At 73.2% G+C, this 26,311-nt stretch carries 21 protein-coding genes and 1 pseudogene; 12 read left to right on the top strand and 10 right to left on the bottom strand.

Features of this window, described 5'->3' with window-relative positions:
• Positions 1–347: 347 nt before the first annotated feature.
• Positions 348–1,106: an SDR family oxidoreductase gene (locus EV190_RS05080; protein ID WP_166655378.1), complete on the bottom strand. Its 759-nt coding sequence runs from the start codon at positions 1,104–1,106 to the stop codon at positions 348–350.
• 410 nt (positions 1,107–1,516) lie between these two features.
• On the opposite strand from EV190_RS05080, the gene EV190_RS05075 reads away from it, so the two are divergent.
• Positions 1,517–2,539: a sodium:calcium antiporter gene (locus EV190_RS05075; protein ID WP_133740275.1), complete on the top strand. Its 1,023-nt coding sequence runs from the start codon at positions 1,517–1,519 to the stop codon at positions 2,537–2,539.
• A 6-nt stretch (positions 2,540–2,545) separates the two neighbouring features.
• Here EV190_RS05075 and EV190_RS05070 read toward each other — a convergent pair whose 3' ends face one another.
• Complete coding sequence (locus EV190_RS05070) at positions 2,546–5,851, bottom strand: BTAD domain-containing putative transcriptional regulator (protein WP_133740274.1); 3,306 nt, start codon at positions 5,849–5,851, stop codon at positions 2,546–2,548.
• A 132-nt stretch (positions 5,852–5,983) separates the two neighbouring features.
• Here EV190_RS05070 and EV190_RS05065 point away from each other — a divergent pair, with 132 nt between their 5' ends.
• On the top strand, positions 5,984–6,862 hold the full coding sequence (locus EV190_RS05065) for an alpha/beta fold hydrolase (RefSeq protein WP_133740273.1): 879 nt from the start codon (positions 5,984–5,986) through the stop codon (positions 6,860–6,862).
• A gap of 85 nt (positions 6,863–6,947) precedes the next feature.
• Here EV190_RS05065 and EV190_RS05060 read toward each other — a convergent pair whose 3' ends face one another.
• Positions 6,948–8,183, bottom strand: coding sequence for an MFS transporter (locus EV190_RS05060; RefSeq protein ID WP_133740272.1), 1,236 nt, complete (start codon positions 8,181–8,183; stop codon positions 6,948–6,950).
• A gap of 331 nt (positions 8,184–8,514) precedes the next feature.
• Between EV190_RS05060 and EV190_RS05055 the strand changes: the two genes are divergently transcribed.
• Genes EV190_RS05055 through EV190_RS05040 form a run of 4 tightly spaced genes read left to right on the top strand, consistent with a single transcriptional unit; the run spans position 8,515 to position 11,984 of the window.
• A complete protein-coding gene (locus EV190_RS05055) occupies positions 8,515–9,237 on the top strand; it encodes a methyltransferase (protein WP_133740271.1) in 723 nt (240 codons plus the stop codon).
• Entirely contained in the window at positions 9,234–10,043 is an 810-nt protein-coding gene (locus tag EV190_RS05050) for a Rossmann-like domain-containing protein (RefSeq protein WP_133740270.1), read from the top strand. Before EV190_RS05055 ends, EV190_RS05050 begins: the two co-directional genes overlap by 4 nt.
• On the top strand, positions 10,040–11,041 hold the full coding sequence (locus EV190_RS05045; protein ID WP_133740269.1) for a GHMP family kinase ATP-binding protein: 1,002 nt from the start codon (positions 10,040–10,042) through the stop codon (positions 11,039–11,041). The genes EV190_RS05050 and EV190_RS05045 overlap by 4 nt, the downstream gene beginning before the upstream one ends.
• On the top strand, positions 10,962–11,984 hold the full coding sequence (locus tag EV190_RS05040) for a pyridoxal-phosphate dependent enzyme (RefSeq protein ID WP_133740268.1): 1,023 nt from the start codon (positions 10,962–10,964) through the stop codon (positions 11,982–11,984). The genes EV190_RS05045 and EV190_RS05040 overlap by 80 nt, the downstream gene beginning before the upstream one ends.
• A gap of 51 nt (positions 11,985–12,035) precedes the next feature.
• On the opposite strand, the gene EV190_RS05035 is transcribed toward EV190_RS05040, so the two are convergent.
• The 4 genes from EV190_RS05035 to EV190_RS23285 form a co-directional block, all read right to left on the bottom strand.
• Positions 12,036–13,052: an ABC transporter substrate-binding protein gene (locus tag EV190_RS05035; protein ID WP_133740267.1), complete on the bottom strand. Its 1,017-nt coding sequence runs from the start codon at positions 13,050–13,052 to the stop codon at positions 12,036–12,038.
• A 12-nt stretch (positions 13,053–13,064) separates the two neighbouring features.
• Positions 13,065–13,841: an ABC transporter ATP-binding protein gene (locus tag EV190_RS05030; RefSeq protein WP_133740266.1), complete on the bottom strand. Its 777-nt coding sequence runs from the start codon at positions 13,839–13,841 to the stop codon at positions 13,065–13,067.
• Positions 13,841–14,854 carry an iron ABC transporter permease gene (locus tag EV190_RS05025; RefSeq protein WP_133740470.1) on the bottom strand — a complete coding sequence of 338 codons (1,014 nt, stop codon included), beginning with the start codon at positions 14,852–14,854 and terminating at the stop codon, positions 13,841–13,843. Before EV190_RS05025 ends, EV190_RS05030 begins: the two co-directional genes overlap by 1 nt.
• Before the next feature lie 900 nt (positions 14,855–15,754).
• Positions 15,755–15,892, bottom strand: coding sequence for a hypothetical protein (locus EV190_RS23285; protein ID WP_166655377.1), 138 nt, complete (start codon positions 15,890–15,892; stop codon positions 15,755–15,757).
• Positions 15,893–16,926: 1,034 nt separating this feature from the next.
• Here EV190_RS23285 and EV190_RS23890 point away from each other — a divergent pair.
• From EV190_RS23890 to EV190_RS24240, 3 genes are all read left to right on the top strand, one after another.
• On the top strand, positions 16,927–17,565 hold the full coding sequence (locus tag EV190_RS23890; protein WP_243742357.1) for a hypothetical protein: 639 nt from the start codon (positions 16,927–16,929) through the stop codon (positions 17,563–17,565).
• 259 nt (positions 17,566–17,824) lie between these two features.
• Complete coding sequence (locus EV190_RS05015) at positions 17,825–18,739, top strand: SDR family oxidoreductase (RefSeq protein ID WP_133740264.1); 915 nt, start codon at positions 17,825–17,827, stop codon at positions 18,737–18,739.
• Between the two features lie 166 nt (positions 18,740–18,905).
• The gene (locus EV190_RS24240; protein WP_279536604.1) at positions 18,906–19,040 is read left to right on the top strand and encodes a hypothetical protein; all 135 of its coding nucleotides are present in this window, start codon (positions 18,906–18,908) and stop codon (positions 19,038–19,040) included.
• A gap of 6 nt (positions 19,041–19,046) precedes the next feature.
• On the opposite strand, the gene EV190_RS05005 is transcribed toward EV190_RS24240, so the two are convergent.
• The gene (locus EV190_RS05005; protein WP_133740263.1) at positions 19,047–19,658 is read right to left on the bottom strand and encodes a TetR/AcrR family transcriptional regulator; all 612 of its coding nucleotides are present in this window, start codon (positions 19,656–19,658) and stop codon (positions 19,047–19,049) included.
• 84 nt (positions 19,659–19,742) lie between these two features.
• Between EV190_RS05005 and EV190_RS05000 the strand changes: the two genes are divergently transcribed.
• On the top strand, positions 19,743–20,534 hold the full coding sequence (locus EV190_RS05000; protein ID WP_208113049.1) for an SDR family NAD(P)-dependent oxidoreductase: 792 nt from the start codon (positions 19,743–19,745) through the stop codon (positions 20,532–20,534).
• A 27-nt stretch (positions 20,535–20,561) separates the two neighbouring features.
• Here the strand turns inward: EV190_RS05000 and EV190_RS04995 are convergent, their stop codons facing one another.
• Positions 20,562–21,035 (bottom strand): hypothetical protein, encoded by a 474-nt coding sequence (locus EV190_RS04995; protein ID WP_133740261.1) that lies wholly within the window; start codon positions 21,033–21,035, stop codon positions 20,562–20,564.
• 387 nt (positions 21,036–21,422) lie between these two features.
• Between EV190_RS04995 and EV190_RS04990 the strand changes: the two genes are divergently transcribed.
• Together EV190_RS04990 and EV190_RS04985 are read left to right on the top strand one after the other, a co-directional pair.
• Positions 21,423–23,522 carry a HelD family protein gene (locus tag EV190_RS04990; protein WP_208113048.1) on the top strand — a complete coding sequence of 700 codons (2,100 nt, stop codon included), beginning with the start codon at positions 21,423–21,425 and terminating at the stop codon, positions 23,520–23,522.
• Positions 23,523–23,550: 28 nt separating this feature from the next.
• Positions 23,551–24,594, top strand: a pseudogene (locus tag EV190_RS04985) (IS481 family transposase).
• Here the strand turns inward: EV190_RS04985 and EV190_RS04980 are convergent.
• On the bottom strand, positions 24,591–25,154 hold the full coding sequence (locus EV190_RS04980; RefSeq protein WP_341770522.1) for a DUF6745 domain-containing protein: 564 nt from the start codon (positions 25,152–25,154) through the stop codon (positions 24,591–24,593). The pseudogene EV190_RS04985 and the gene EV190_RS04980 sit on opposite strands and share 4 nt — an antisense overlap.
• Positions 25,155–26,311 lie beyond the last annotated feature (1,157 nt).

Genomic DNA, 26,311 nt, shown 5'->3' with positions numbered 1-26,311 from the left:
ACCACCGGAAAGCGCACCCCGGCAATAGTGGAGTTTCCCGGAGGCCGATCGGGGCGCGCCGAAATCCCGCGAATGACCCCCGTCCCCGAACTGCCCGGTCGCACCGAGAAATCCCTTCGGAACACTCCGAAAGGAGCGGGGGACGACCCGCCCCTCCGGGGGCAGCGCCCGTCCGGAAAGATGAATTCCTGCCAAGGAAAGAGAATTCACGACAGGACGACCGCGAAAACCCCGCCGGAACCCTTTTCCCCTGGCCGCCGCCCCCGGCGCCGAACCGCAAGGGGCCCTTCGGGCCGGACGTCCGGCTTTCTCCGGTGGGCTCGGCCCCCGAACCGCTCAGGAACGGCCTAACGCTGCCCGGCCGGGCGGATGACGAGTTCGTTGACGTCGACGTCGGCCGGCTGGCCGATCGCGTAGGCGATGCCCCGGGCGACGGCGTCGGCGGGGATGAGGTTCCGCCGGTAGTCCCGCATCATCTCCTTCGCCCCCGGCTCGGTGATGGACTCGGCGAGTTCGGACTCCACGACACCGGGGGACACGGTGGTGACCCGGATGCCCGGGTCGGCCTCCAACCGCAGTCCCTCGGTGATCGCCCAGGCCGCGTGCTTCGTCGCGCTGTAGACCGCGCTGGTCGGCACCACCTCGTGGGCGCCGATGGAGGCGACGGTGACGAAGTGCCCGCCGCCCTGCTTCCGGAAGTGCGGCAGGGTCGCGGCGATCCCGTGGAGCAGGCCTCGGACGTTGACGTCGATCATCCGGTCCCACTCCTCGACCAGGAGCGAGTCCAGCCGCGACAGCGGCATCACACCGGCGTTGTTGACGATGACGTCGACCCTCCCGTGCTCACGCGCCGCGGCGTCGACGAAGGCGGCCACGTCCGCCCTGTCCGTGACGTCCAGCCGACGCGCGTCGGCGCCGCCGCCCGCCTCCCGGATCGCCGAGGCGACCGAGGCCAGGCGGTCCTCGCGCCGGGCGCCGAGGACGACGTGGTGGCCTTCGCCGGCGAGCCGGAGCGCGGTGGCCCGGCCGATACCGCTGCTCGCCCCGGTGATCAGGACGACCTTCGGGTCCCCGCCCCTGGCGTCGGCGGGCATGGGAATGCTCATGGTTCTTCTCCTGGATCGAGGGGGTTTCCCGGACAGCGCCGAATTGAAGGAAATCGGCTTTCCACGGATTCGAGCCTAGATCCGGTCGTCCCCCGTTCCGAGGGGGAAAGGTGGCCGCGCTATTCCTATGAACGGCCCTCCGGCCACGGCGGCGCGACTCCGGACCGCGGCGACAGCCCCTCGACGGTCTTGACGTTGGCGCCCCCCGAAACCCGCGGGACCCGGGGCGCCAACGTCAAGGCCGTCGAGGGGCGGCGGGTATTCGGGGCCCGATCCAGCGGGAAACCGGTATCGCCGCCTTTTCCCGAACCGGTCGCCTCCCGGGAAGTTTTCCTCGCGGACCAGGGGTAGTCGGCAACGGATGCCTTATGGCGTGACCCCCCGAGAAACGCGAGGAGATGGCGCACCCCATGGATTCCTGGCCGGTCTGGATCAGCGCGCTGGTGATGGCGGCGGCCGTGCTCGTGCTCGTCGTCGGCGGCGGGCCCTTCACCCGGTTGGTGGACCGGTTGGCCGACCGCACCGGGATCGGCGAGACGCTGGCCGGGTTCATCCTGCTCGGCGCGGTCACGGCGCTTCCCGGGCTGGTCACCAGCCTCGTGGGGGCGGCCCGGGGCGACGCGGCCTTCGCCATGAACAACGCGCTCGGCGGGATCGCGCTGCAGACGACGTTCATCGCGCTGGCGGACCTGTTCTACCGGCGCGCCAACCTCGAGCACGCGGCCGCGTCGCTGCCGAACCTGCTGGCCCCCGTCGGGTTGTCCACCATGCTCGGGATCGTCCTGGTCGCGGGGGCCGCGCCGCAGGTCACCGTTCTGGGCGTCCACCCCGTCTCCGCCCTCCTGGTGTTCGTCTACTGGTACTGGCTGCGGGTCTCCCGCGAGGTGGGGAGGCACCCGATGTGGCGGGTGGAACCCACCCGCCACACCCACGAGGACGAGCCCGACCCCGATCCGGTTGCGGCGCGGGAGCCGCTGGCCTCGATGTGGGCGAAGTTCGCCCTGCTCGCCGCCGTGGTCTCGGTCACCGGGTACGTGATCGGGGAGGCCGGGCTGTCCCTGGCCGACCGGACCGGCATGTCGAGCGGGTTCACCGGGGCGGTGGTCACCGGGTTCGTCACGTCCACCCCCGAACTGGTCACCGTGCTGTACGCGGTGCGCATCCGCGCCCTGCACCTGGCCGTCGGCGACATCATCGGCGGCAACGGGTTCGACCTGCTGTTCCTGTCCGCCTCGGACGTCGCCTACCGCGAGGGTTCCCTCTACGGGGCCATGAACCGGGAGGTGTACCTGCTCATCGGCCTGGGCGTGGTCCTCAACCTCCTGGTGGCGGCCGGTCTGATCCGCCGCCAGCGGAAGGGCATCGGTTTCGAGGGCGTCGCCATGCTCGTGGCCTGCGCGGTCGGCCTGTCCGCCCTGGCCGCTCTCGGCTAGAGGCCGTCACCGGTCCTGGCCGCCCAGGGCCTCCCGGGCGGCGGCCGTCCAGTGGGGAGCTCCCGCTCGGGTGGCGACGCGCAGGGCCTGCCGGTAGTGGTCCGCGGCCTCGGCGCGGCGGCCGAGCGCCCGGGCAAGGTCGCCGAGGTGGTGCGCGACGGGGCCGAGGGTCAGCAGGCCGCTGCCCGCGCCGGCCAGTTCCCCGGCCGCCGGGAGCAGGCGGCGGTACGCGCGCTCCATCGCGGGGCGGTCGCCTCCGGCGACGGCGGCCCGCGCGGCCAGGCAGGTGAGGGCTTCGTTGAGCTGTCCGGGAGGCGCGTCCGGTATCGGTTCCGCCTCTCCGGGGGCGGCGTCCGGGGAGGTCCACGGGCGGACCCACGGCGCGTAGGGGCCCCAGGCCGCCCGGGCGTCCGCGAGCGCGGGTTCCCCGTTCTGGAGGCGCAGGCACAGCAGGGCGAGGGGGAGGATGCCCTCCTCCACGCCCGGCATGCCGGTGTCGGCGAGCCGTACGCTCGCGGTGCGGTAGGCGGCCTCGGCCTCGTCCCCGCGTCCGGCGGCGGCCAGCCGGAGCGCGGCGTACCACTGGGTGAACACGCCGACGAGCGGGATCTCGTACCGCGCGCCCAGCCGGTCGGCGGCCGCCGCGTGGGTGTCGGCGGCGGTGAAGTCGGCGAGTGCGGAGTGGGCCTGGACGAGGACGAGGCGGCCGAGCACCCCGAAGGTCACCAGATCGTGCCTGGTCGCCAGTTCGACCAGTTCGGTGCCGGTCTCGACGCGCCGCGGGGCCGCTCCGGCGCGCTGGAAGGACTGCATGAAGCGGGCGTTGAGGGCCAGGGCGAGGAGGGCCGGGTCTCCGAGCCGTCGGGCGATCGCCTCGGCCTCGCGGGCGGCGCGGCGGCCGCGGTCGGTGGACGTTCCGCGCGTCTCCAGGGCGACGGTGCCCAGCAGGCGGGCGCGCTGCTCGTCGCGGTCGCCGGGCAGGGCGGCCAGGGTGCGCTCGGCCGCCTCCGCGACCTGCCGGGCCAGCGTCTCGTCGTCGCCGCGCGTCCACACGGCGGGCACGTCGAAGGCCGTGACGACCTCCGCCGTGAGCTCCGGGTCGCCCAGCCCCTCCGCCGCGGCGACCGCCTCCGCGCGGTGCCTCCGGGCCTCCTCCAGCCGGCCGGTCACGGCCAGCGCCCGCACCATGCCCATGACCGCCTCCAGGCGGCCCCGGGCATCGCCGCCGTCCGAGCGGTCGTGGGCCGCGACGGCGTCCCGCCACAGCCGGGCCGCCTCGTGCGGGGCGAAGCGGCGTTCCGCGCGGAACGCCGCGGCCCGGGCGTAGTGCGCGGCCCGCGCGGCCGTGGCGCGCGTGGCCGCCCGGCCGAAGTGGTGGGCGAGCGAGTCGACGTCGTCGGGGCGCAGCGTTTCGAGCGCCTCCGCGACGGCCGTGTGCCAGCGCGCCCTGCGCGGGCCGGAGACGTCGTCGTACAGGGTGTCGCGCACCAGGGCGTGCGCGAACCGCGGCCCCCGGGTGTCCCGCTCGGTGAGGAAGCCCGCGCGCAGCGCCGCGTCCAGGGAGTCGAGGAGGTCGTCCTCGTCGTCCGCCAGTGCCGCCAGCACGTCCGGGTCGACGTCGTGGCCGATCACGGCCGCCTGCCGCAGCAGGCGCCGGGCCGACGGCGGCAGCGCGGCCAGGCGGTGCCGGATGACGTCCCGCACACCGGCGGGGACCGCGTCGAGGGCGGCGCCCCCCTCGCTGTGGAAGAGCCGGGCGAGCTCCCGGGCGAAGAAGGGGTTGCCGCCGCTGCGCCGGTGGATCACGCGGACGGTCCGCGCGTCGACGCCGCGGTGGACGACGGCCCGGACGAGTTCGCCCGTCGCCTCCTCGGGAAGGCCGCCCAGGTAGACCCGGGCCGGCTCCCGGGGGGCGAGCCGGGCGAGGGCCCCCGCCAGCGCCGGGGAGACCTCGCCGGTCCGGTAGGTCCCCACCAGCAGCACCGCGCCGGGGGCCTCTCCGGCGGCCAGCGCGGTGAGCAGTTCCAGGGTCTCCTCCCCCGCCCGGTGCAGGTCGTCGAAGACCAGCAGGACGGGTCCCCGGGCCGCCGCCGAGGCCAGGAGGGAGGCGGCCTCGCGGAGCGCGCGGAACCGGGCCGCGGCGGGGTCCGCGGCCGGTGGGGCGTCCGCCGGGGCGCGGGGGGCGCCGAGCCCGGCGCCGGCGGTCAGGGTGTCGGCGATCTGGGTCCAGGGCCAGGCCCCGGGGGCGCCGTCGTGTTCGGGGCCGCGGCCCCAGGCGGTCGTCCACCCGCGTTCCGCCAGCCTCCGCGCCAACGCCTCGGCGAGGGCGGTCTTGCCCGCTCCGGCGTCTCCGGAGACCAGCGCCGCCCTGGTCGCGCCGTGCCGCGCGGCGGCCCCGGCGGCCCGCTCCAGCAGCTCCAGCTCCTGCTCCCGGCCGACGAACGGGCGCGAGACGGGCTCGTCGGTCGGCTCCGCCCGCGGCGGCGGGTCGGGGAGCGCGGTGGCGGGGGCCGGGGCGCGGGGGGTGAGGCGCGGCGCCTGGGCGAGGATGTCGGCCTCGAGTCGCCGCAGTTCGGGGCCGGGGTCCACGCCCAGCTCCGCCACCAGGGCCTCGCGGACCCGGCGCAGGGCGGAGAGGGCGTCGCCCTGGCGGCCGGAGCGGTACAGCGCCAGCGCGAGCTGCCGCCCGGCGTTCTCGCGCAGCGGGTGCTCCCGGGCGTGCGCCTCCAGGGCGGGGACGGCGTCGACCGCCCGGCCCAGGTCCAGGAGCGCCTCGGCCCGCCGCTCCACGGCCAGCAGCCGCAGCCCGTCCAGCCGGTCGGCCTCGCCGCGCGCCCACGGGTACGCGGCGAACTCCGCGTAGGCGGGGCCCCGCCACAGCGCGAGCGCCTCCTCCAGCCCGGCCAGCGCCTCGCCGCTCCGCCCCGAGGCGAGCAGCGGTCCGCTCCGCGTCACGGCCGCCTCGAAGCGCCGGGCGTCGACCGCGGCCGGGGCGGCCCGGAGCGCGTAGCCGGGCGGCGCGGTCACCAGCAGGCGTGCGGGCCGCCTCGGCGGGCGGTCCGGTTCCAGGGCCCTGCGCAGTCCGGAGACGAAGGTGCGGACCGCCGCCACGGCGCCGTCCGAGGGCGCCTCCCACAGGTCCTCGACGAGCCGGTCGACGGGGACGACCCGGCCTTCGGCGGCCACGAGCCGCGCCAGCACCGCCCGGTGCCGGGGGCCCTTCAGCGGGAGCGGTCCGCGCCCGTCGGCGGCCTCCAGCGGACCCAGCACGCGGAAGGCCACCGCCGTCGCGCCCGTCGCCTCCGCTGCCATGCCGCCCAATGTATCGGCCGCCCGCGGCGTCCCCCGGCCCTCCGGCGGCCTCGCTCATCCGTTGCTCACCGCCTGCTCATCCGCGCCCGGCAGGCTCGTTCCCGACCGACCGGACGAACGAAGGGAACCACCGTGGAACCGAGGATCAGCGGATTCGACTACCAGCGCGTCCCCGTCGCCGACGGGGTGGCGCTCAACGCCGCCGTCGGAGGCTCGGGGCGGCCGATCGTACTGCTGCACGGCTTTCCCCAGACCCACCTGATGTGGCGGCACGTCGCGGCCGACCTCGCCGCCGACCACACCGTCATCTGCCCGGACCTGCGCGGCTACGGCGACAGCGACAAGCCCGCCGACACCGGCGGGAGCACCTACTCCAAGCGCGCCATGGCCGCCGACGTCGTCGCCCTCGCGCGGGCCCTCGGCCACGACCGCTTCGCCCTCGCGGGCCACGACCGGGGCGCCCTGGTCGCCGTCCGCGCCGGGCTCGACCACCCCGACGCGGTCACCCACCTCGCCTCGCTCGACGTGCTGCCGACCCTGGACATGTGGGAGGTGATGCACGGGGTCTCCGCCGCCGTCGGCTTCCACCTCTACCTGATGGCCCAGCCGGCCGGCCTGCCCGAGCAGCTGATCGGCGGCAGCCCGGACGCCTTCTTCGGCCACTTCCTGGACGTCTGGTCCCGGAACCCCGAGGCGATCCCCGCCGATGTGCGCGCCGCCTACCTGAGGGCGTCCCGCGAGGCCGTCACCTCCATCGTCGCCGACTACCGGGCGTCGGCCGGCGTCGACGTCGAGCACGACGGGGACGACCGCCGGGCCGGGAACCGGCTGCGCATGCCGGTGTCCGTGCTGCAGCAGGACTGGGGCGCGGCCATGGGCTTCGACGGCGCCGCGCTGTGGCGGGCGTGGGCTCCCGAGCTGCGGCACACCACGGTCTCCTGCGGCCACTTCATGGCGGAGGAGGCCCCGGCCGAGGTCGTCAAGGCGCTGCGCGACCTCCTGGACAGGTAGGCCCCGTCCCCGCCGGTGGTCGTGGCCTTTCGGGGGTCCCAGACGCGTGTGAGCCCCCGGAAAGGCCACGACCACCGGGGAACCGCTACCGGGCCGCGCCGGAGAAGCGGCGGGCTCCGGGAGCCAGGGCCGCGGCGGCGGGGGCCAGGAAGCACACGACGGCGCAGACCCCCAGCACCGCCTCCGTCCCGTACACGGCGGCGGCGGGGGCGATGAGGGCCAGGCCCACCGGGGCGAGCCCGTAGGACAGCAGGAAGTCCAGCGACGAGACGCGGGCCAGCTTGTCGGGCGCCACCTCGCGCTGCGCGGCGGTGAACCACGGCACGTTGAACAGTTCGATGCCCACCCCCGCCAGGACGTAGGCCGCGACCACGACCCCCGGGTGGACGGGCGCCAGCAGGCTCAACGGGGCGAAGCCGTAGCAGGCCAGCCCGGCCAGCGCGAACCATCCCCGGGCCCGGGGGCTCCAGCGGGCGACGAGCACGGCGCCGGCGAGGGCCCCCGCCGTGTAGGCGGTCAGCGCTCCGGCCAGGACCGCCTCGGTGCCGTAGTGGTCGCGGCTGACCATCGGCAGCAGGACCCCCGTCGCCGAGTACCCGGTGGCGATGACGGCGGTGAGCGCGAACAGCCCCGCCAGGAACCAGGGGTGCCTGCGCGCCTCCCGGACCCCGTCGGCGAACTCGGCGTGGAACGGGGCTCTGGCCGCGGGCTCCCCGACGGGGGCCCGGGTCCCGGCCGGGGGCACGAGCGCGGCGGCCAGCCAGAGCGCGCCGGTGCCCAGCAGCAGCGTCCCCGTGCCCGTGGTGGTGGCCAGCAGCGCGACCAGGCCGGGGGCGAGCAGCGTGGTGATCCGCACCGCGAAGGTCATGGCCGCGTTGGCCTGTCGGCGCTGCCCCGGGGCGACGACCTCGGCGGTGAGGGCCTGGTACGCCGGGCGGCAGGCGCCCTGCCCGGCCCCGACCACGGCCGCCGCCGCCAGGGAGACCGGGCCGCCCGGGTCGAGCGCGATGGCGGGGGTGGCGATCGCGGCGGCCAGGCCGGACCACAGGACCGCTCCGCGCCGGGAGTGGCGGTCGGCGAGGATGCCCCCGACGGGGACCGCGACGAGGAAGCCCGCGGTGCGGACCGCGAGCACCAGGCCGAGTCCGGCCGCGGTGAGGGAGCCGTCCAGGACGGCCAGGCCGAGGATGAACGGCAGGGCCCAGGTGGCCAGCCCCGACGCGGTCGCCCCCGTCCACAGGCGCGCGAAGGCGGCGTCGCGCAGGACGGACGTCCGCAGTTCGGCGGGGGCGGTTGTCTCCTGCTGCGTGTGGGAAGGCACCGGTCTTCTCTTCTCTCTCGGGTACTGGCGGACGAGTGACTACCCACTGTAGTGAAAACAGTTATCATTCACATCTTTTCCCACCGCGCGGCCCCGGCGCGGCGCCGCCGGGAACCCGCTGACGTGCTCCGCGACGACGGAACGGCGGTCCTCTTTTCTCCCACGCGGCCACCCCCGCACCTTCCGAACACGCGGGAAACCATGGACGAAAATGATTTTCATTTGTAATATGGCCGTCGCTGGCAGGATGTGACCGAACGGCGACGGCCCGGACCGGGGCCGCGCCCCGCGCGTCCGGCCGGCCGGCCCGCCGTCTCCCGAGAGGACCTTCGTGGCGCACCCCCTGGTCGACCTCCTCCCCCCACCGCTACCCGCAGAGCAGATCATCGCCCTCAACCGGCCGAAGGCCGACCTGGGCACCCCCCGCTCCTACACGTGGAACGGGTGGGACTTCGACGTGCCGCCCGGCGTCTTCCTCCCGGGCGCCACCAGCAGGATGATCCACCAGCGCGTCCTCGACGGCGGGATCGAGGTCCGCGGACTCCGCTACGTCGCCATGGGCGCGGGCCTGGGCGTCGAGGCGGTGGCGGCCGGGCTGCGCGGGGCGCGCGAGGTCTACGCGGTCGACGTGCACCCCGAGAGCGTCGCCACGGCCCGGCGCCACTACGAGCGGCTCGTCGGCGACCGGCCGGGGACCGCCTTCCACGCCGTCGTCGCCGACGTCTTCGACGGCTTCCCCGAAGGCGCGCGGGCGGACGTCGTCACCTTCAACCCGCCCGCCGTCAGCCAGACCGTCAGCGACGACCCCGACGTGGTCCGCAACGTGTGCGCGGGCGCCCCGGTCCTGGAGGCGTTCTTCGCCCAGATCGCCGAGCGCGACCTGCTGGCGCCCGGCGGGCAGGTGTTCGTCATCGCCTCCAACACCGCCGACCTGCGCCGGATCGTCGAGAGCGCGGTGGGGCACGGGTTCACCCCCGAGGTCCACCACCGGCACGACTGGGAGGACGGGGTCCTCACCTACCTGTTCCGGCTCCGACGGGAGGCCCGCGCGTGAACACCGTCGACGACCTCTTCCGCGACGCCCTGGCCGGCGGCTCCGGCCCCGACCCGGCCTCGCTCACCGCGACCAGCGTGTTCTGGCTGCACCACGGGACCAGGCTCGCGGGCGGCGACACCACCTACCTCAACCGGTACGTCCTCGTCCGGTCCGGCGGCTCGTTCGGGGCGTGCGCCTTCGAGGACGGCGAGGTGGACCCCGCCGTCTGCGGCGACGCCTCCGGCCGCTCCCTCGCCGACCTGATGCGCGAGGGCCCCCTCCCCCTGCGCGTGGCCGCCCTCGACGCCTACCTGGCGCGGGGGCTCCCCCACCGCGACGACCCCCGCGCCGAGGCGGTGGTCCTGCCCGCGGGGACGCCCGAGGAGCGCGCCCGCGCCCGCGACGCCGCCGTCGCCGGACTCCTCGACACCCCCGAGGGCGCGAAGGTCGCCCTGATCGGCGTCGTCAACCCCCTGGTCGCGGCGATCCGCGCCCGGGGCGGCGAGTGCCTGCCGTGCGACCTGAACCTGCGCGCCACCCAGTGGGGCGACCCCGTCACCACCGCGATGGCGCAGGTCCTGGACATCGCCGACGCCGTCGTCGCCACCGGCATGACCCTGGGCAACGGCACCTTCGACGAGATCCTGCGCCGCTGCCGCGAGCGCCGGATCCCGCTCACCGTCTACGCGCAGACCGGCAGCTCCGTCGCCCGCGCGTTCCTGGGCTCCGGGGTCACCGCGCTGTCCGCCGAGCCCTTCCCGTTCTCCCAGTTCAGCGCGGACCCGACGGCGCTCTACCGGTACCGCGCGGAGAGCGGGGCATGATCACCGGCAGGGGACGGGCCCCGTGCCACCACGGCGAGGTCCTCCAGGGCGTCTTCCTCGACGGGCGGGGCCTGCCGCGCCGGGGCCTGGTCACGCTGCCGATGTCGGCGCCCGTCACCCGCGCCGTGTTCACCCCCGTCCCCGGGGCGCCCGCCCACCGGATCGAGGTCCTCCCGGCGGGGCGCGCCAAGGCGGCGCGGGCCGCGTCCCTGGCCGTCGCCGAGTGCGCGCGCCGCTCGGGGCTGCCCCCGCGCGGCGGCCGGCTGCGCCTCAGCGGCGGTGTTCCGGTCGGACTGGGCATGGGCTCCTCCACCAGCGACGTCATCGCCGCCGTCCGCGCGGTGGCGGCCGGCTTCTCCGTGGAGCTGCCGCCCCGGGTGGTCGCGCGCCTCGCGGTGCGCGCCGAGCGCGCCGCCGACCCGACCATGCTGGGCGACCGGCCGGTGCTGTTCGCCCAGCGGGAGGGGCGGGTCCTGGAAGACCTCGGCCCCGCGCTCCCCCCCACCGTGGTGGTGGGCTGCCTGACCGGCGACGGGCGCCCGGTCAACACCCTGGGACTGACCGGGAAGGGATTCCCCGGGGAGGACGTGGCCGCCTTCGAGCGGCTGCGGGCGCTGCTGCGGCGCGCGGTCGCCGAGGCCGACGCGGCCCTGCTCGGGCTGGTCGGCAGCGAGAGCGCCCACCTCAACCAGCGGATACTCCCCAAGGCCGAGCTCGGCGTCCTCGACCGCGCCGCGCTCCGCTGCGGGGGCGTGGGCGTGCAGGTCGCGCACAGCGGCAACGTCGCCGGTGTGCTCTTCGACGCCTCGGCGCCCGACCTGGGCGACCGGCTGCGGCACTGCGCGCGGGATCTACGGGACAACGGCGTCCGCGTCACCCGGATCTTTCGGACCCCCTCTGGAGCGACGGAGCGCGAGCATGGACGAGCACATCTCCGAGACGATCGGCAGACCGGACCTGGTGGACCTCGGCGGCGGACTCGTCTGCCTGCGGTTTGAGACGATGAAGGTGGTGTCGGCGCTGGCCGCGGTCCGCCACCTGCTCGACACGGGCGCGGTGCGGCCCGGCGACACCCTGGTCGACAGCTCCAGCGGCATCTACGCCTACGGCCTCGCTCTGGCCTGCCACCGGTACGGCCTGCGGTGCCACATCGTCGGGTCCACGACGGTGGACCACACGCTGCGGGTCCAGCTCGCGGTCCTGGGCGCGCGCCTGGACCAGATGGAGCCGTGCCCGGACCTCAAGCTCGACCAGAGCCGCAGGGTCCGCCGGGTCGAGGAGGTCCTGCGCGACAACCCCGGCCACCACTGGATGCGCCAGTACCACGACGACGTCCACTACCTGGGGTACCGCGCGGTCGCGGACATGGTCTGCGCCGAGGTCGGCGGCGCCCCCGTGACCCTGGTGGGGGGCGTCGGCTCGGGGGCGTCCACCGGCGCGCTGGCCGGGTTCCTGCGCGAGCGCGCCCCCGGCACCCTCCTCGTCGGCGTGCAGCCGTTCGGCAGCGTCACCTTCGGCAGCGAGCACGTCGCCGACCCGGAGATCATCATCGCGGGGATCGGGAGCTCGATCCCCTTCGGCAACGTCGACCACACGCGCTACGACACCGTCCACTGGACCGGGTTCCGGGCCGCGCTCTCGGGCAGCGTGGACCTGCTGCGCCGGCACGCGGTCTTCGCCGGGCTGTCCTCCGGCGCCGCCTACCTCGCGGCGCGCTGGGAGCGGCGCCGGACGCCGGACCGGACCGTGGTGTTCGTCGCCGCGGACACGGGGCACCGCTACGTCGACTCGGTCTTCGCCCGGCACGACGAGGCGCTGCCCGTGGACTCCCTCGCTCCGCACGACGTCCCGGACGCGTCGCACCTGACGCTGCCGTGGTCGCGCATGGAGTGGGGGCGGGCGCCGACCCCGCTGGGCGCCGTGTACGACGACCGGGGCTGAGTCCCCGCCCGCCCCGGACCGGCGCCCCTCGGCGCCGGTCCGGGGTCCGGGTCAGCCCTCCTCCCGGCGCTCCCGCAGGTAGTCGGCGAACTTCTCCAGGCCGTCGACGTTGCGCGGGCTGCTGATGCCCTCGTTGTAGTCGAGGACGAAGAACGCGTCGTCGACCACCGCGGGCAGCTCCGCCGTGATCGGCGACGACTTCAGGAACTCGATCTTCTCCTCGGCGGGCTGGTCGCCGTAGTCCAGGATGATGATGACCTCGGGGCTCGCGTCGACGACGGACTCCCAGCTCACCTGGGTCCACCGCTCGTCGAGGCCGCTGAAGACGTTCTCGCCCCCCGCGAAGCGGATGATGTCGTTGGGCGGCACCTGGCTCCCGGCCGTGAACGGCTGGTCGGTCCCGGAGTCGTAGAGGAACACCGGCACGGGGTCCCCCTCGGGGGCCTGCTCGCGCACGGCCTCGACCCGCTCCTTGAGGCCGGCGACGACCTCCTCGGCCCTGTCCTCGACCCCGAAGATCTGTCCGAGCCGCTCCAGGTCGGTGTACAGGCCCTCGAACGGCGTGACCCGCTCGGGGTGGCCGGGGTAGTTGTAGCAGGACTCGGTGTGCATGAAGCTCTGGATGCCGAGCCCGTCCAGGATCTCGGGCGTGATGCCGCGCTGGTCGCTGAACCCCGAGTTCCACCCGGCGACGACGAGGTCGGCTCCGGCGTCGACCACCAGCTCCCTGTTGAGCAGGTCGTCGCCGAGGAACTCGACCTCCTCGTACTCGGCCGCCCACGGGGACTCCGACACCGGCGGGTTCGCGGGGGGCATCACGTAACCGTGCACGTGGTCGGTCAGCCCCAGGGAGAACAGCTTGTCGGCGCTGCCGCCCTCGTAGACGACCGCGCGTTGGGGGGTGGTGTACTCGACCTCCTCCCCGCACCGCTGCACCGTCACGGCGTCGGCCTGCCCGGGGGCCTCCTCCACCTGGGCGCCGCAGCCCGCCAGCAGCAGGATCCCGGCGGTGGCGGGGGCCAGCGCCGACCAGGGGACGGCGGGGCGTCCCGCGCGTCTGGTGATCATCTCTTCCTCTTCTCAGTGTCGGGGGGAATCGAGGGTGTACAGCAGTTGGGGGTCTCCGGTGAGCGGGTGCGGAACGATCTCCGCGTCGACGCCGAAGACGTTCTTGACCAGTCCCGGCGTCAGGACCTCCTCGGGTGTGCCGGAGGCGACCAGGCGCCCCTCGGACAGCACGCCGAGGCGGTCGCAGGCGGCGGAGGCCAGGTTGAGGTCGTGCAGGACGACGAGGACGGTCGGCCCGATCCCCCGCAGCAGGGACAGCAGCCGGATCTGGTGCCGCACGTCGAGGTGGTTCGTCGGCTCGTCCAGCACCAGCACCCGGGGCTCCTGGACGAGGGCGCGGGCGACGAGGACCCGCTGGCGCTCCCCGCCCGAGAGGCCCAGGACGCCGCGCCGGGCCAGGTGGGCCACGTCCATCCGTTCCATCGCCTCGCGGCACAGCTCCCGTTCCCGCGCGCCGAGCGCCTGGTTGCCCCGCAGGTGCGGCGCGCGTCCGAGCGCGACGACCTCCTCGACGGTGAAGTCGAGGTCGGTCCCGCTCTCCTGGGTCAGGGCCGCGACGACCCGGGCGCTCTGGCGCAGGCTCAGCGAGGCGATGTCGTCCCCGTCGAGCCGTACCGCTCCGGCGCTCGGGCGCAGCGCCCGGTAGACGCAGCGCAGGGCCGTGGACTTGCCCGACCCGTTGGGCCCCACCAGGCCGACGACCCGGCCACGGGGGACGTCCAGCGACAGGGAGCGGACGATCTCGCTGCCGTCGATGCGGACGGAGAGCCCGTCCAGGCGCAGATCCACTAGCGGCCTCCGAACAGGTAGCCCCTGCGGCGCATGAGGGTGATGAACACCGGGACGCCGACCAGCGCGGTGATGACGCCCAGGGGGAGTTCGCGCGGGGCGACGAGCACGCGCGAGATGAGGTCGACCCAGACCATGAGGACCGCCCCCGCCAGCGGCGCGATCGTGAGCACGCGCCGGTGGTCGGCCCCCACGGCGATGCGCACGACGTGCGGGACCACCAGTCCCACGAACCCGATCGCGCCGCTCACCGCGACCATGGCCCCGGTCATGACGGCGGTCAGGACGAACAGCCCCTTGCGCAGGCGGTCGGTGTCCACGCCCAGGCTCGCCGCGGTCTCGTCGCCCAGCGCCATCACGTCGAGCGGGCGGGCGAACCCGCGCAGGACGACGGTTCCCGCGACGACGACGGCCACCACGACGGGGAAGGAGCCCCAGGTGGCGGCGCCGAAGCCGCCCATCGTCCAGTACAGGACGGTGCCGGTCGCCTCGCTGCTCGGCGCGAAGTAGACGATGACGCTCATGACCGCCTGGAACCCGAACGACATCGCCACGCCGGTCAGCACCAGACGCAGCGGCGTCACGCCGGTCGGCGTGGACGCGACCAGGTACACCAGCAGGGTCGCCACCAGCGCGCCGAGGAACGCGCCGGCCGAGACCGCGTAGACGCCGAGCGCGGAGAGCGCTCCGAAGACGCCCACCGCGACCGCGCCCACCGAGGCCCCGGAGGAGACCCCCAGGATGAACGGGTCCGCGAGCGCGTTGCGCACCATCGCCTGGACGGCGACGCCCACGACGCCCAGTCCGGCGCCGACGACGGCGGCCAGCAGGACGCGCGGGGTCCTGATCTGCCAGATGATCTGGTACCGGGTCACCTCGTCGGCCTGGATGGCGCCTCCGCTGACCGCCGCCCACAGGTAGCGCGCCGTCTCCGCGGGCGGGACGACCGCCGATCCCAGGCCGATGGCCAGGACCACCGACACCCCCAGGACCACCGCCAGCGCCGCGGCCATGGCCGCGGTCCAGCCCGACCCGGCCGACCAGCGGGGCCTCCGCCCGTCGGCCCCCCGGTCGGGGGGGTCCCCCACCGGTCGGTCCCGGGTCTCCCCCGACCGAGTGCTCACCAGCCGCACGCGCGGCACCCCCGCCCAATTTATGACAATGACTATCGTTGTCAAAGTACTCCGTTCGAGCCCGCAGCGAAAGCCGGGAGGGTGCGGCACTTCGGGGAGGAGCACGCGGCGGCGCCCGCCCGGGGCCTCCCCGCCCGGGGCCTCCCCGGCCGCGGCGGACCACCCGCGCCGGAACCCCCCGCAGGACCGCACCGGGGGCGGACATCGGCCCGCGCCGAAACCCGGACGGCCCCGAACCGCGCCGCGGGGCCGGGACCACGGGCCGTCGCCATCACGTCCATGGTTCCCAGAGCATGGCGGCCTCCTCCCCGCCACCGCGAGAATCGGGAGCCACGGCCGAACGGACGGGGCGGGGGCGCCCGGAAGGCCCGGTCTCCGGTCGCCCCGGCCGCCCGGTTCGGGAGGGCCGAAACCCCCGGCAGTAAGGCGAACGGCCTTTCCCCGGCGGACCGGAAGGGATTGTCGCCTCATGTATTATGGAGATATCGACCGCCCGAAAACGGGTCTGTAAGTCGATAAACCCGCGAAGGCGAACCTCTTCGACATAAGGTGAGGAGACGTCCGAGCGGGCGCGGCACCCGGGGTTTTCCCGTCGCGGAGCCGCACACCGGAGACCAGGAATCCGCGCCCTCCCCGATCGGCACCTTTTGGGCTGTGCGCAGGACGCATGAATTCCCGCCTCCTCGGGCAGGGATCGTCGTGCGCACGAAAAAGGGGCCCTCGAACGCCTGCGCCGTAGGAAAGCTCGGCGTCCGAGAGCCCGCGCGGGGGCCTCGGCTTCTAGAGACCCAGGAGGATCGCTCCCCAGCGGGAGACGATCTCCAGGAGGTCCCAGAAGCCGGGGCCTTCCCCATTGCCGTGGCCATACGCGTTGGCCAGGTCAACGACCAGGTGCGCTCCCCGGTTTCCGAAGCGCACGAGCTCCACGAGATCCTTCGACCGCCCGGCGGGCGGCCTCTTGCGGTGCTTGCCAACATAACGGGGCTTCCACAGCATGGAACGCCCTTTCTTGAACGGCGTCCTGCCGGCCTTGTGACCGGCAGCGCTCCTCGGCCGGATTGCCGAGGAGAGTTCGCGGTCCAGGGAATTCGCCGTTTATCGGGGCATTCGCAAAAAGCGTACCCGTTCGCATGACCCCACGCAGGTGATGCCGTCGGCAGCGCGGCCGACGTCCGAGCAGCCGAAATCCGGAGGCCGGGTGTGCGGGAACCCTGGCTGGGCGACCGGCGGGAACACCCCCCGGCGAAGCCGACCACCTCGTCCCCGGTCAAATCCGGCACACCGCGCTCCAGGCGGGCGGCACCGGGCTACAACCACGCTCCCTTTTTCCATACGGCTTTCCACACGGCGTTCGCGTGAGCACCCCACGGAACGGAAAAGAGGCGGTACGACCGGCTTGCCGTCAGCCGCCTCTTCGTTGCACACTCGACAACTCTCAGCGCTTCACCCGCATACACGCTCAATGGGGCGTTATCGCGATTCGCGGGCCAATCGTACCCCAGGTCAGCCACCCGCACCCACCCTCCAACTAAATGCACGTGCATCCATTATCTGTATACTCCTCGCCCCAGGAAGCTGACTTCCTGCCCTTGAATGCGGAAGTCAGATTTCAAAAGGGACATCCTCAGACACACGGGATCATGGTCAAGAAAATGGAACTCCGAGGCCCGTCCGAACCGAGCAAGGCTCGGTATTCCGACGACATGAACCGCTTCGCGGACTGGTGTAGAAAGAGAAGCACGAGCCCCCTCCCCGCCTCTGACGAAACCGTCGCGTCGTATGTTTCTGACCTGGTCAGTCGGAAAACCGCTTCTTCGACGATCAAACGCGCTCTCACAGCGATCCGCTACACGCACCGGTCCCAGGGGATGGCTCCGCCCGGACGCCCCCCGATCCCGTCCCCGCCCCGTCGCACCCCCGAAGCGGCCGCCACTTCCAAGGGGATCCATCCCGTGACGCCCGAAGAACTCACCCGCCTCGTCCGCTCCGTCGATCTCGAACACATCGCGGGCCTGCGCGACCGGGCCCTGTTCCTCGTCGGCTTCTTCACCGCCTCCTGGCCCTCCGAACTGCTTCGCGTCGACATCGACCACCTCGTCCACGGCCCCGAGGGCACCATCCTCATCAAGCACCCGCTCACCCCTCCCCAAAGGGACGAGGAGGCTCTTCTCCCATTCGTCTGGACCCCCAGCAACCCCGCGCTCTGCCCGGTCAACGCCATCAGGGAGTGGAAGCGCGGACTCAGCGAGCGGGGCATCGTCTCGGGTCCCCTCTTCCGCCGTATCGACCGCCACAACCGCGTGTTCGGTGAAGCCGGACCGCTGGCGGGACAGTCCGCCGGACAGAACGACGGGCGCCTCACCGTTCGGGGATTCAGCGCCATCGTCCAGGCCCACGGGCGGAAAGCGTGTCTGGAGCCCGCGCGCCTCTCCGCGACGTCACTGCGTACCGGCGGCATGGCCGCGGCGTCGGTGAAGGGCCACACCCTCAGCGGCCTCGCCTCACCCCGTACCGCCCGGTCCGTACTGCACGAGGTGGGGCGCCCGGTCGTGGCGCCCCGTGTCCCGGGGGACGCCGGGCCCCGCGGCTGACGGCCTTCCCGACCCGCGCGAGGCCCTCCGGAGCCCGGCCCCCGTCAGTCGCTCCGGTCCCGGCCGGCGCTCCGGCCGCCCGCGTCCGCCGGGAAGGGGGACGAGAGCCCCTTCCCGGCCCGCGACGACCGAGGACGCCTTCGTCGCCGCTCCCTTCCCGTCCGGTCGCCTGTGGCGGCGCGGCCGGTACACGACAGGAGATGTCAGGTAGCGGGTGGCACCATCGGCACACGAGGAACACGAGGACGTGAGGGAAGCGATGCCGGAATCACTGGAAGGCAGGGTCGCCCTGGTCGCCGGGGCGACGCGCGGGGCGGGCCGGGGGATCGCGGTCGAACTCGGCGCGGCGGGGGCGACCGTCTACGTGACGGGGCGCAGCACCCGGGGGCGGCGTTCGGAGTACGACCGGCCCGAGACCATCGAGGACACCGCCGACCTGGTCACCGCGGCGGGCGGGCGCGGCATCGCGGTCCCCACCGACCACCTGGTGCCGGACCAGGTCCGCGCCCTGGTGGAGCGCATCGACACCGAGCAGGGCAGGCTCGACGTCCTGGTCAACGACATCTGGGGCGGGGAACTGCTCTTCGATTGGGACGCCGCCGTGTGGGAGCACGACCTCGACAACGGGCTGCGGCTGCTGCGGCTCGCGGTGGAGACCCACGCGATCACCAGCCACCACGCCCTCCCGCTGCTGCTGCGCGGCCCCGGAGGGCTGGTCGTGGAGATGACCGACGGCACCGCCGAGTACAACGCGTCCCGGTACCGGGTCTCGTTCTTCTACGACGTCGCCAAGGCGGCCGTGCTGCGCATGGCCTTCGCCCTCGGGCGCGAACTGGGGCCGCGCGGCGCCACCGCGGTGGCGCTGACACCGGGGTGGATGCGCTCGGAGATCATGCTGGAGCACTTCGGGGTCACGGAGGACACCTGGAGGGACGCGCTGCGGCGCGAGCCGCACTTCTGTATCTCCGAGACCCCGCGCTACGTCGGGCGCGCGGTCGCGGCCCTGGCAGCCGACCCCGAGGTCTCCCGCTGGAACGGGGAGTCGCTGTCCAGCGGCGGCCTCGCGCGGGTCTACGGCTTCACCGACCTCGACGGCAGCCGCCCCGACGCCTGGCGCTACATCGTCGAGGTGCAGGACGCCGGGAAGCCCGCCGACGCGACCGGGTACCGCTGACCCGCCGCGGCGGTCTCCTGCACTGGTCTTGACCTTTCCGGGGTCTCTGAGGCGGTTGGGGCCCCCGGGAAGGCCAAGGCCACCGGAAGGGATCCCGGCGGGATCCGCCCGGCGAACCGGCCGGGGCAAGGACCTCTCCCCGCCGCTCGGACCGGTCCTCGTACCGGTGTCGGAGACGGTGTTCGCCGGACCGGGGACCGGCGCCTTCAGCGGGGGCTGGATGCCCGTGGTGTTCGCGATCCCGGCCGACGGCGCCGAGTACTGCTTCGTCGGCATGCGCGCCGCGCCGAGGGTCGCGTGACCCGGGTCAGCCCGCCCCGGGTCCACCGGCCGCCGGTCCCGCGAAGACCTCAACCATCCCCGCGACGTCCTCGGCGACGCTGCGGTGCGCGGGGTAGCGGCCCTTGCGGCGGCGCAGCGAGATGAGCCCGTCCAGGGCGACCCACAGCCACTCGACCCGCTTAAGGGCGTCCGCCCTGTCGTCGGCCGCGCCGACGGCCAGGAGGTCTCCGGCCATCGAGTCGACGCACCCCTCCAGCCACGCGCTGACCTCGTCGGTCTCCTTGAGCCACTCCATGCTCCCGAAGAGCAGCTGGTACGGCCCCTGGTGCTCCAGCCCCCAGGTCACGTAGACCAGCGCGAACGCGTCGAGCCGTTCGCGCGGCCCCTCGACGCCGCGCAGCGCGGACTCGACCCGCGCGCGGGCGTCGGCGAAGTGCTGTTGGAGCACGGCGTCGATGAGCGCGGCCCACGAGTCGAAGTGCAGGTAGACGGCTGTGGGCGAGACGCCGCAGGCGCGCGCCACGGCGCGCAGCGAGGGGGCGGGGGTGGGCTGGGCCTCCTGGAGCATCGCCGACGCGGCGTCGATCAGGGCCTGGCGCAGATCGCGGCCGTCTCTTCTTCGCCCATCGGCGCTCATCCGCTGTCCTCGTAGCTGCTCGTTTGCCGGTTGACGGCTGTCAATGTACCGTCATTAACACCTGTCAACCACGTGAGGTGCACTGTGGGATCCACCAGAGCAACGATCATCACCGGGGCGAGTTCGGGCATCGGAAGGGAGTTCGCGCGCCGCTTCGCCGAGCGGGGCGACGACGTGGTCCTCGTGGCCCGCCGCCTGCCCCGGCTCGAAAGCCTCGCCGAGGAGCTGCGCGAGCGCCACTCCGTGACGGCGACCCCCGTCGCCCTCGACCTCACGGCCCCCCACCCGGGCCGGGAGCTGCGCTCCCGGCTCACCGGGCTCGGGATCATCGCGGGCGGGCTCGTGAACTGCGCGGGCTTCGGCAGGAGCGAGCCCTTCTCGGAGGCCGACCCGGACGACGTCGCCGCCCAGGTCGCCCTGAACGTCACCGCCACGGTCGACCTGACGAAGGCCTTCTACCCCGACCTGCTCGGCGCGGAGGCGGGCGTCCTCGTCAACGTGGCGAGCATGGCCGGGCAGGCGCCCTTCCCCGGGATGGCCGTCTACTCGGCGGCCAAGGCGTACGTCGTCTACTTCACCGAGGCCCTGTGGGCCGAGGCGCGCGGCAGCCGGCTGCGCGTCCTGTGCGTCTCCCCCGGGGCGACCACCAGCGAGTTCTTCGACATCTCGCGCACACCCACCGAAGGAATCCGCTTCCAGACGCCCGCCCAGGTCGTCGACACGACCTTCCGGGCGCTGCGCACGAACCGGCCCAGCGTCGTGTCGGGGCGCGCCAACGCATTCCTCGCGGGCCTCCTGCCCCGGCTGCCCCGGAGGCTCGTCCTCCGCGCCACCGCGCGGGCGGGCCTCAGGCCGGCCGCCGTGGCCGCGTCCTGAGCCCCCCGCGCCCGGGGCGCGGCCGCCTCAGTCGGCGACGAGCCAGGTGACGGCGGAGCGGGAGCTCGGCGATGCCCTGCGAACGGCGACGTTGCCGGTGCCCTCCCGCTGGCGGCGCGCGACGTAGCCGCCCGGCGCGATACCGGTGGCCCCGTGCCCGGCGTGGACCAGGTAGGCGGCGGTGGTGGTGATCGCCCCCAGGGCGAGGAAGGAGCGGTCGCGGACCACGGTGGTCCAGCGGCAGGTCCCGGGGTCGGCGACGAGGGTGTGCGGGTTGCCTCCCGAGGCGCTGCGCAGCACCTCGACCCCTTCGGGAGGCACCTCGCTCCACCACTCCCCGTCCGGGAGGTCGACGTCGTCGACGACGAACCGGCGCGGAACGACGATCAGGTCGCCCTGGGCCTGGAGCCCGTCGATGACGGGCACGGCCGCCTCCCGCTCCAGGTGGTCAAGGACGTCCAGGCCGCTGCGTTCGGTGAGTTGGGCAAGGGTCACGGTCATGTCGGTCACCTCTGGCCGCTCGTCGGGACACCGGCCTTGGCGCCGGCGTTTCGGAAGCTCCTCCGCTGATCGCGGCCTTTCCGGGGTCTCAACCGCGTCCGAGACCCCGAAAAGGTCACGATCGGTGGGAGAAACGGATATCGGGCGGGGCGCTAGGTGGTGCTGGCCATGAGGTTGTTGACGGCGTCGCTATCGCGGACTGATCTTGACGGGCGTCAACGACGCATGGCCTTGAACGGTTGCGAAAATCGCGTGTTCGTGCCTCAACACGCCGCTGGTTCTGCGCATCAGATGTGCTGGTCAGAGGGCCAGATTCGGACGGAAAAGTCAAAGTTGCCTTTATCTGCCCGACCCTTCATGGTGGACGCCGGACGAGAGGAGCAGCTGGTGGCAGATGCGGTCGTTGGCAAGGCGGAACAGCTCGAACTAGAGCAGTGTGCGATAGAGACGATGTACGGGCGCCTGGACGCTGAGAAGTCCGACATCGGGGCGGCGCGAGCCCGCTTGATGGGTTCGCCGGTCGACGGGGCAGAAGCCCGCCAGGCGAGGGATGCCGAGCTCGCACGGCTGGAGGGAGCCCTCGGCCGGCTTCAGCTGGCGGAACGGTCCCTGTGCTTCGGGCGGATCGACAGCAGCACTGGCGAATCGCTGCATGTTGGCCGCGTCGGACTGCGCTCCGAGTCAGGCGAGATCCTCTTGGTGGACTGGCGCGCGGAGGCTTCTCGGCCCTTCTACGCGGCTACGTTGGCCTCTCCTTTGGGCGTACGCCGCCGCCGTCACGTGCGCGTCGAGGGTCGCCGGCTCGTCGATGTCTCCGACGAGATCCTCGACGGGACGATTCCGACCGCGGTGGACGTGGTCGGCGATGGGCCGCTTGTCTCGGCGTTGAGCGGGGCTCGGACGGGGCGTATGCGCGAGGCGGCCTCGACGCTGCAGCGGGAGCAGGACGAGATCGTGCGGTCAGAGTGTCGGGGAGTGATGGTCGTCGACGGCGGCCCCGGAACGGGCAAGACGATCGTCGCCCTGCACCGGGCCGCGTACGTGCTCTACGCGTTTCCGACGATGGCTGAGCGCGGCGTTCTCGTCTTCGGTCCGAACAGACGTTTCCTCGCCTACATCTCCGAAGTGCTGCCCTCGCTCGGAGAGAACAATGTCGAGCTGGCCACTGCGCCGGATCTCGTCGGGGTTGAGGCGACGAGGTCCGAGCCGGACGCGGTAGCGCTCGTCAAAGGGCGCCGCTCGTTCGGCGAAGCGCTTGCACGAAGGGTGCAGGAGCGGCAGCCGCATGGCGTGCCTCTCCGGCTCACCACCGCGCACGGTCAGGCCGTCCTGGACGCCCCTCGCGTGGACGCGGCCCGGCGCAGCGCCTTGCAGGGCGGCGTCGGCCACAACCGCGCACGGGGCCTGTTCCTCGAGCACGTCGTGGATGACCTGGTGAACGAGTTGGAGCAGCAGACCGCGAAGGAGATCTCGGACTTCGAGGACGAGCTCAAGGAAGTCGGGGTCGACCTCGACCGCATGTTCGGCCGCCGACCCGGAGACCCCGAACCGGACGGCATCCAGTCTTCTGACGGCCTCGACATTGACTGGGATCGCATCCGTGATGATCTCCTCGAAGATTCCGGCATCGATCGGATCATCTCCGGGGTGTGGCCGTCACTTCGCGCGGAGGACGTCCTGCGCGGGCTGCTCACGGACCCGGATGCGCTGGCCCGCGCCATGCCCGAGCTTTCCGGCGAGCAGATCGCCTCGATCGGCTCTGCGGTGGAGACCGGGTGGAGCAGAGCTGATCTCGCGGCGCTGGACGAAGCGCGAGCGCTCGTGGATGGGCTCCCCAAGACGGTCTACGGGCACATCGTGGTCGATGAGGCGCAACAGCTCTCCGAGATGGAGTGGCGGATGCTCATGCGCCGCTGCCCGAGCCGCTCGATGACCATTGTCGGCGACCTCGCACAAGCAGGACCAACAACCACGATCACGCGGTGGGAGGACGCGCTGGAACCGTTCGTCGCCGATCGATACGCGCATCACACGCTCACCGTCAACTACCGCACGACCGCCGAGATCCTCGACGCCACCATGCCCGTACTCGCCCGCATCGCCCCGTCGCAACGCCTCTCGTACTCGATCCGCCACGGCGAACCCCCGGCCTACCTCACCGTCCCGGACTCTGATGTCGATACGGCTCTCGACGATCTCGTCGCTCGGCTTCAAAACGAGCATCCCGACGATCTGGTCGGCATCATCGCCACCACTCGGCGAGCCCGAAGGATCGAGGGCGGGCCCCTCAGACACGGGACCGTCGTCGTGCCTGCCCCCGACGCGCGAGGGTTGGAATTCGACGCGGTGATCATCATCGATCCCGACGAGATCCAAGGCGAAAGCGCGACCGGCCTCCGCGACCTCTATGTCGCGCAGACTCGAGCAACCAAGCGACTCATCACGCTAACGATCACATCGGCCGACGCAGCGGCGCTTCCCGTATAAGCCACGTCCTAAGACGGAGCAGCAGAGCATGACTTCGAGCCCGAGCTCGTCGATCGGCGGCAAGTCACGCACGAGCAGCCACAAGAACGCACCGCTCACTCCCGAGGGTCGCAAGCGACTCGTGGAACGCTGCCGCACCCGGCCGATCGCGCACGTGGCCGCCGAGATAGGGATCTCGCGAGCGACCGCCTCGAAGTAGGTGAACAGGTACCGCCAGCATGGCGAACTCGGCCTCTACGACCGTTCTTCGGCGCCGGTCCGGCAGCCAAGCGCGACACCCGGCGAGACGGTGGCGCGTATCGGGCAGCTGCGCAGGGAGGAGAAGTGGTCGGCTTCCCGCATCGCCTTCGAGCTCCGCGAGGAGGGACCCGCCGTCAGCCGGCGCACGATCACCCGGCACCTGGCTCAGCTGGGCTTAAACCACAGGCGGTTCATCGACCCGAACGGCGAGACGAACCGGGAGGTCAAGACGATCGCCTCCAAGCATCCCGGGCACATGACCCACCTGGACGTGAAGAAGGTCGGACGCATCCCCGACGGCGGCTGGCGCGCCCACGGCAAAGACAGCCCCGAGGCCAGGGCCGCAGCCCGCACGAAGACCCGCGGAGCGCGAGCGGGGTACGCGTACCTGCACTCCGCGATCGACGGGCACACGCGCCTGGCGTACACCGAGTCACTCGAGAACGAACAGGGCCCCACCACCGTCGCGTTCTTGAACCGCGCCCGCGAATGGTTCGCCAAGCACGGGATCGTGAAGATCGAGCGGATCATCACCGGCAACGGCGCCTGCTACCGCTCCAACGCCTTCGCCGCCACCCCGAACGGTACCGAGCACCGGCGGACGAAGCCGTACACGCCCAAGCACAACGGGAAAGTCGAACGCTACAACCGCATCCTGGCCGAAGAGTTCCTGGACGCGAGGACCTGGACCTCAGAGCAGCAGCGCGAAAAAGCGCTGGAGACCTGGAACCTGCACCACAACTACCACCGGCCCCACGGCGCGCACGACGGCAAGCCACCCGCCTCCGCGACCCCGCAACACGTCAACAACGTCATGGCCTCATACAGCTAGGTCCGGCGGGCGAGCCGGGCGTACAGGGCCTTGGGGAGGCGGTAGGACCATCCGGCCGCCGCGACCGGGTCGTCGATGCCGTCGGGGACGGTGAGGCGGCGGCGCCTTCCGTCGCGCTCGACCGAGCCGTTGACGGCGAGCAGCAGCCGCGCGGGCCGGAACCGCACGTCGAGCGGCATGTCGTACAGCCTCAGCTCGCAGCCGGGGTTGCCGGGGCCGGGCGCCGAGGCGACCAGGCGCAGTCCGGCCTGGTCGACGTAGGCGTCCCAGCCCAGCCGCTCGATGGCGGTGCGGCGCACCTCCACGTTGCGTTCGGCGGCGATCCGCTCCGCTGTCGGCTCCCGCAGGACCCACTCCGGCACGGGGGTCCCGTGCCGGACGTGCACGCCCCAGCCGTCGCCGAACTCCACCTCGGGCCCGTCCTCGCGGTGCAGCCGGACCTCCCCGTTCGGGGCGACGGGCAGCGGTTCGCGGTGGACGGCCCTGGGCCGCTCGGCCACGACGCACACCTCTTCCCCCGGCCACCACCAGCCGCAGGAACGGGCCGGCGCCGCCCACAGGTCCAGTCGGCGGCCGGTCTCCCGGGAACCGTGATCATGCCCAGGCGGCGCCAGGCGTCGTAGCGGGCGATCCAGTGCGCCTCGTGCCGGCCGCTCCAGAGGACACCGACCGGGCCGCCCGCCAGGGTGGTGAAAGCCGTGCGCAGCGGGGCGCCCACCGCGTCGTGGACGCCGCGCCGCAGCGGGTCCCGGACGACGGCGTCCAGCAGCAGTCGCAGGTCCGTCCCCTGCCGCAGGGCCTCATGAGGGGGTGTTCCCCTCACGACCGCCCGTTGGCCGTGGCGGGGGACGCGGGCCAGGCTCGCGTCGATCCGCCGGTCGAGGTCCTGGCGCAGCCGCGCCGTGGCGGACGCCAGCCGGGAGGCGAACGGCCGGTCGGCCTCGTTGTGGAGCCCGGTGAGGCTCCCCAGCCGCGCGGGCGAGGGGGCGGGGCGTGCGGCCGGATCCACGTCCAGCATGGCCGCGGGGGATTCGACCCACAGGAAGTGGGGGCGCTTCCCGCCGACGAGCCCGTACAACCCGGTGATCACCGCCTCAGCGGCCGGCCGGTCGGCGGGGAGAGTGGAGAACGCGCGGCCCAGCCATTCCTCGCGGATGTCGACGGCCTGCCGCAGCGGTTCGGAACCGGTGATCGGGCTTCCCGGCCCGATCGTCCCGGTCATCGGGCAGCGGCGTTGTCGCCTTTCCCATGGTTCATAAGCGGATTTCTACCGCATCCCGACCGGTCCCGCAAGAGCCCTGCGGGGTGGTCCCGGAGGACTCCGCCTGTCGGCGGGGATGCCTCTCTTGCGTCATAATCGACCCCAGCGGCGTCCGGGTCGACGCCGCGGAGTCGCGCGCCCCTTTCACCGCGCTCCTCCGTGGACGACCGGGATCCGCGCCCGAGCCGGTGGGCCCCTCCCCTCTCCTCCGCAGGGGGGCCAGCACTACTCCGTCAAGGGGTGCGCGTATGCGCGCGGATGGGGAGGAAAGCCACCTGGCTACCCGTTGGCGGCGGACTCTAGGGTTGGTGCAGCAGCGAACCGGGGGAGACCGCCAAGCCCTCGCGCGAGAAGAACCCAAATCCACGCGGGTGAAGCGGGGCGCGGGGCGCGGCCGGAGACCACGGACGGGCACGCCGCTGCCACACGTTCTCTCGCAATCCCTCTTCGGCATTG

This window comes from Actinorugispora endophytica, from assembly GCF_004363075.1.
GTDB lineage: Bacteria > Actinomycetota > Actinomycetes > Streptosporangiales > Streptosporangiaceae > Actinorugispora > Actinorugispora endophytica.
The sequence above is the reverse complement of the archived record's forward strand: the minus strand, read 5'-3'. Positions and strand labels throughout refer to the sequence as shown.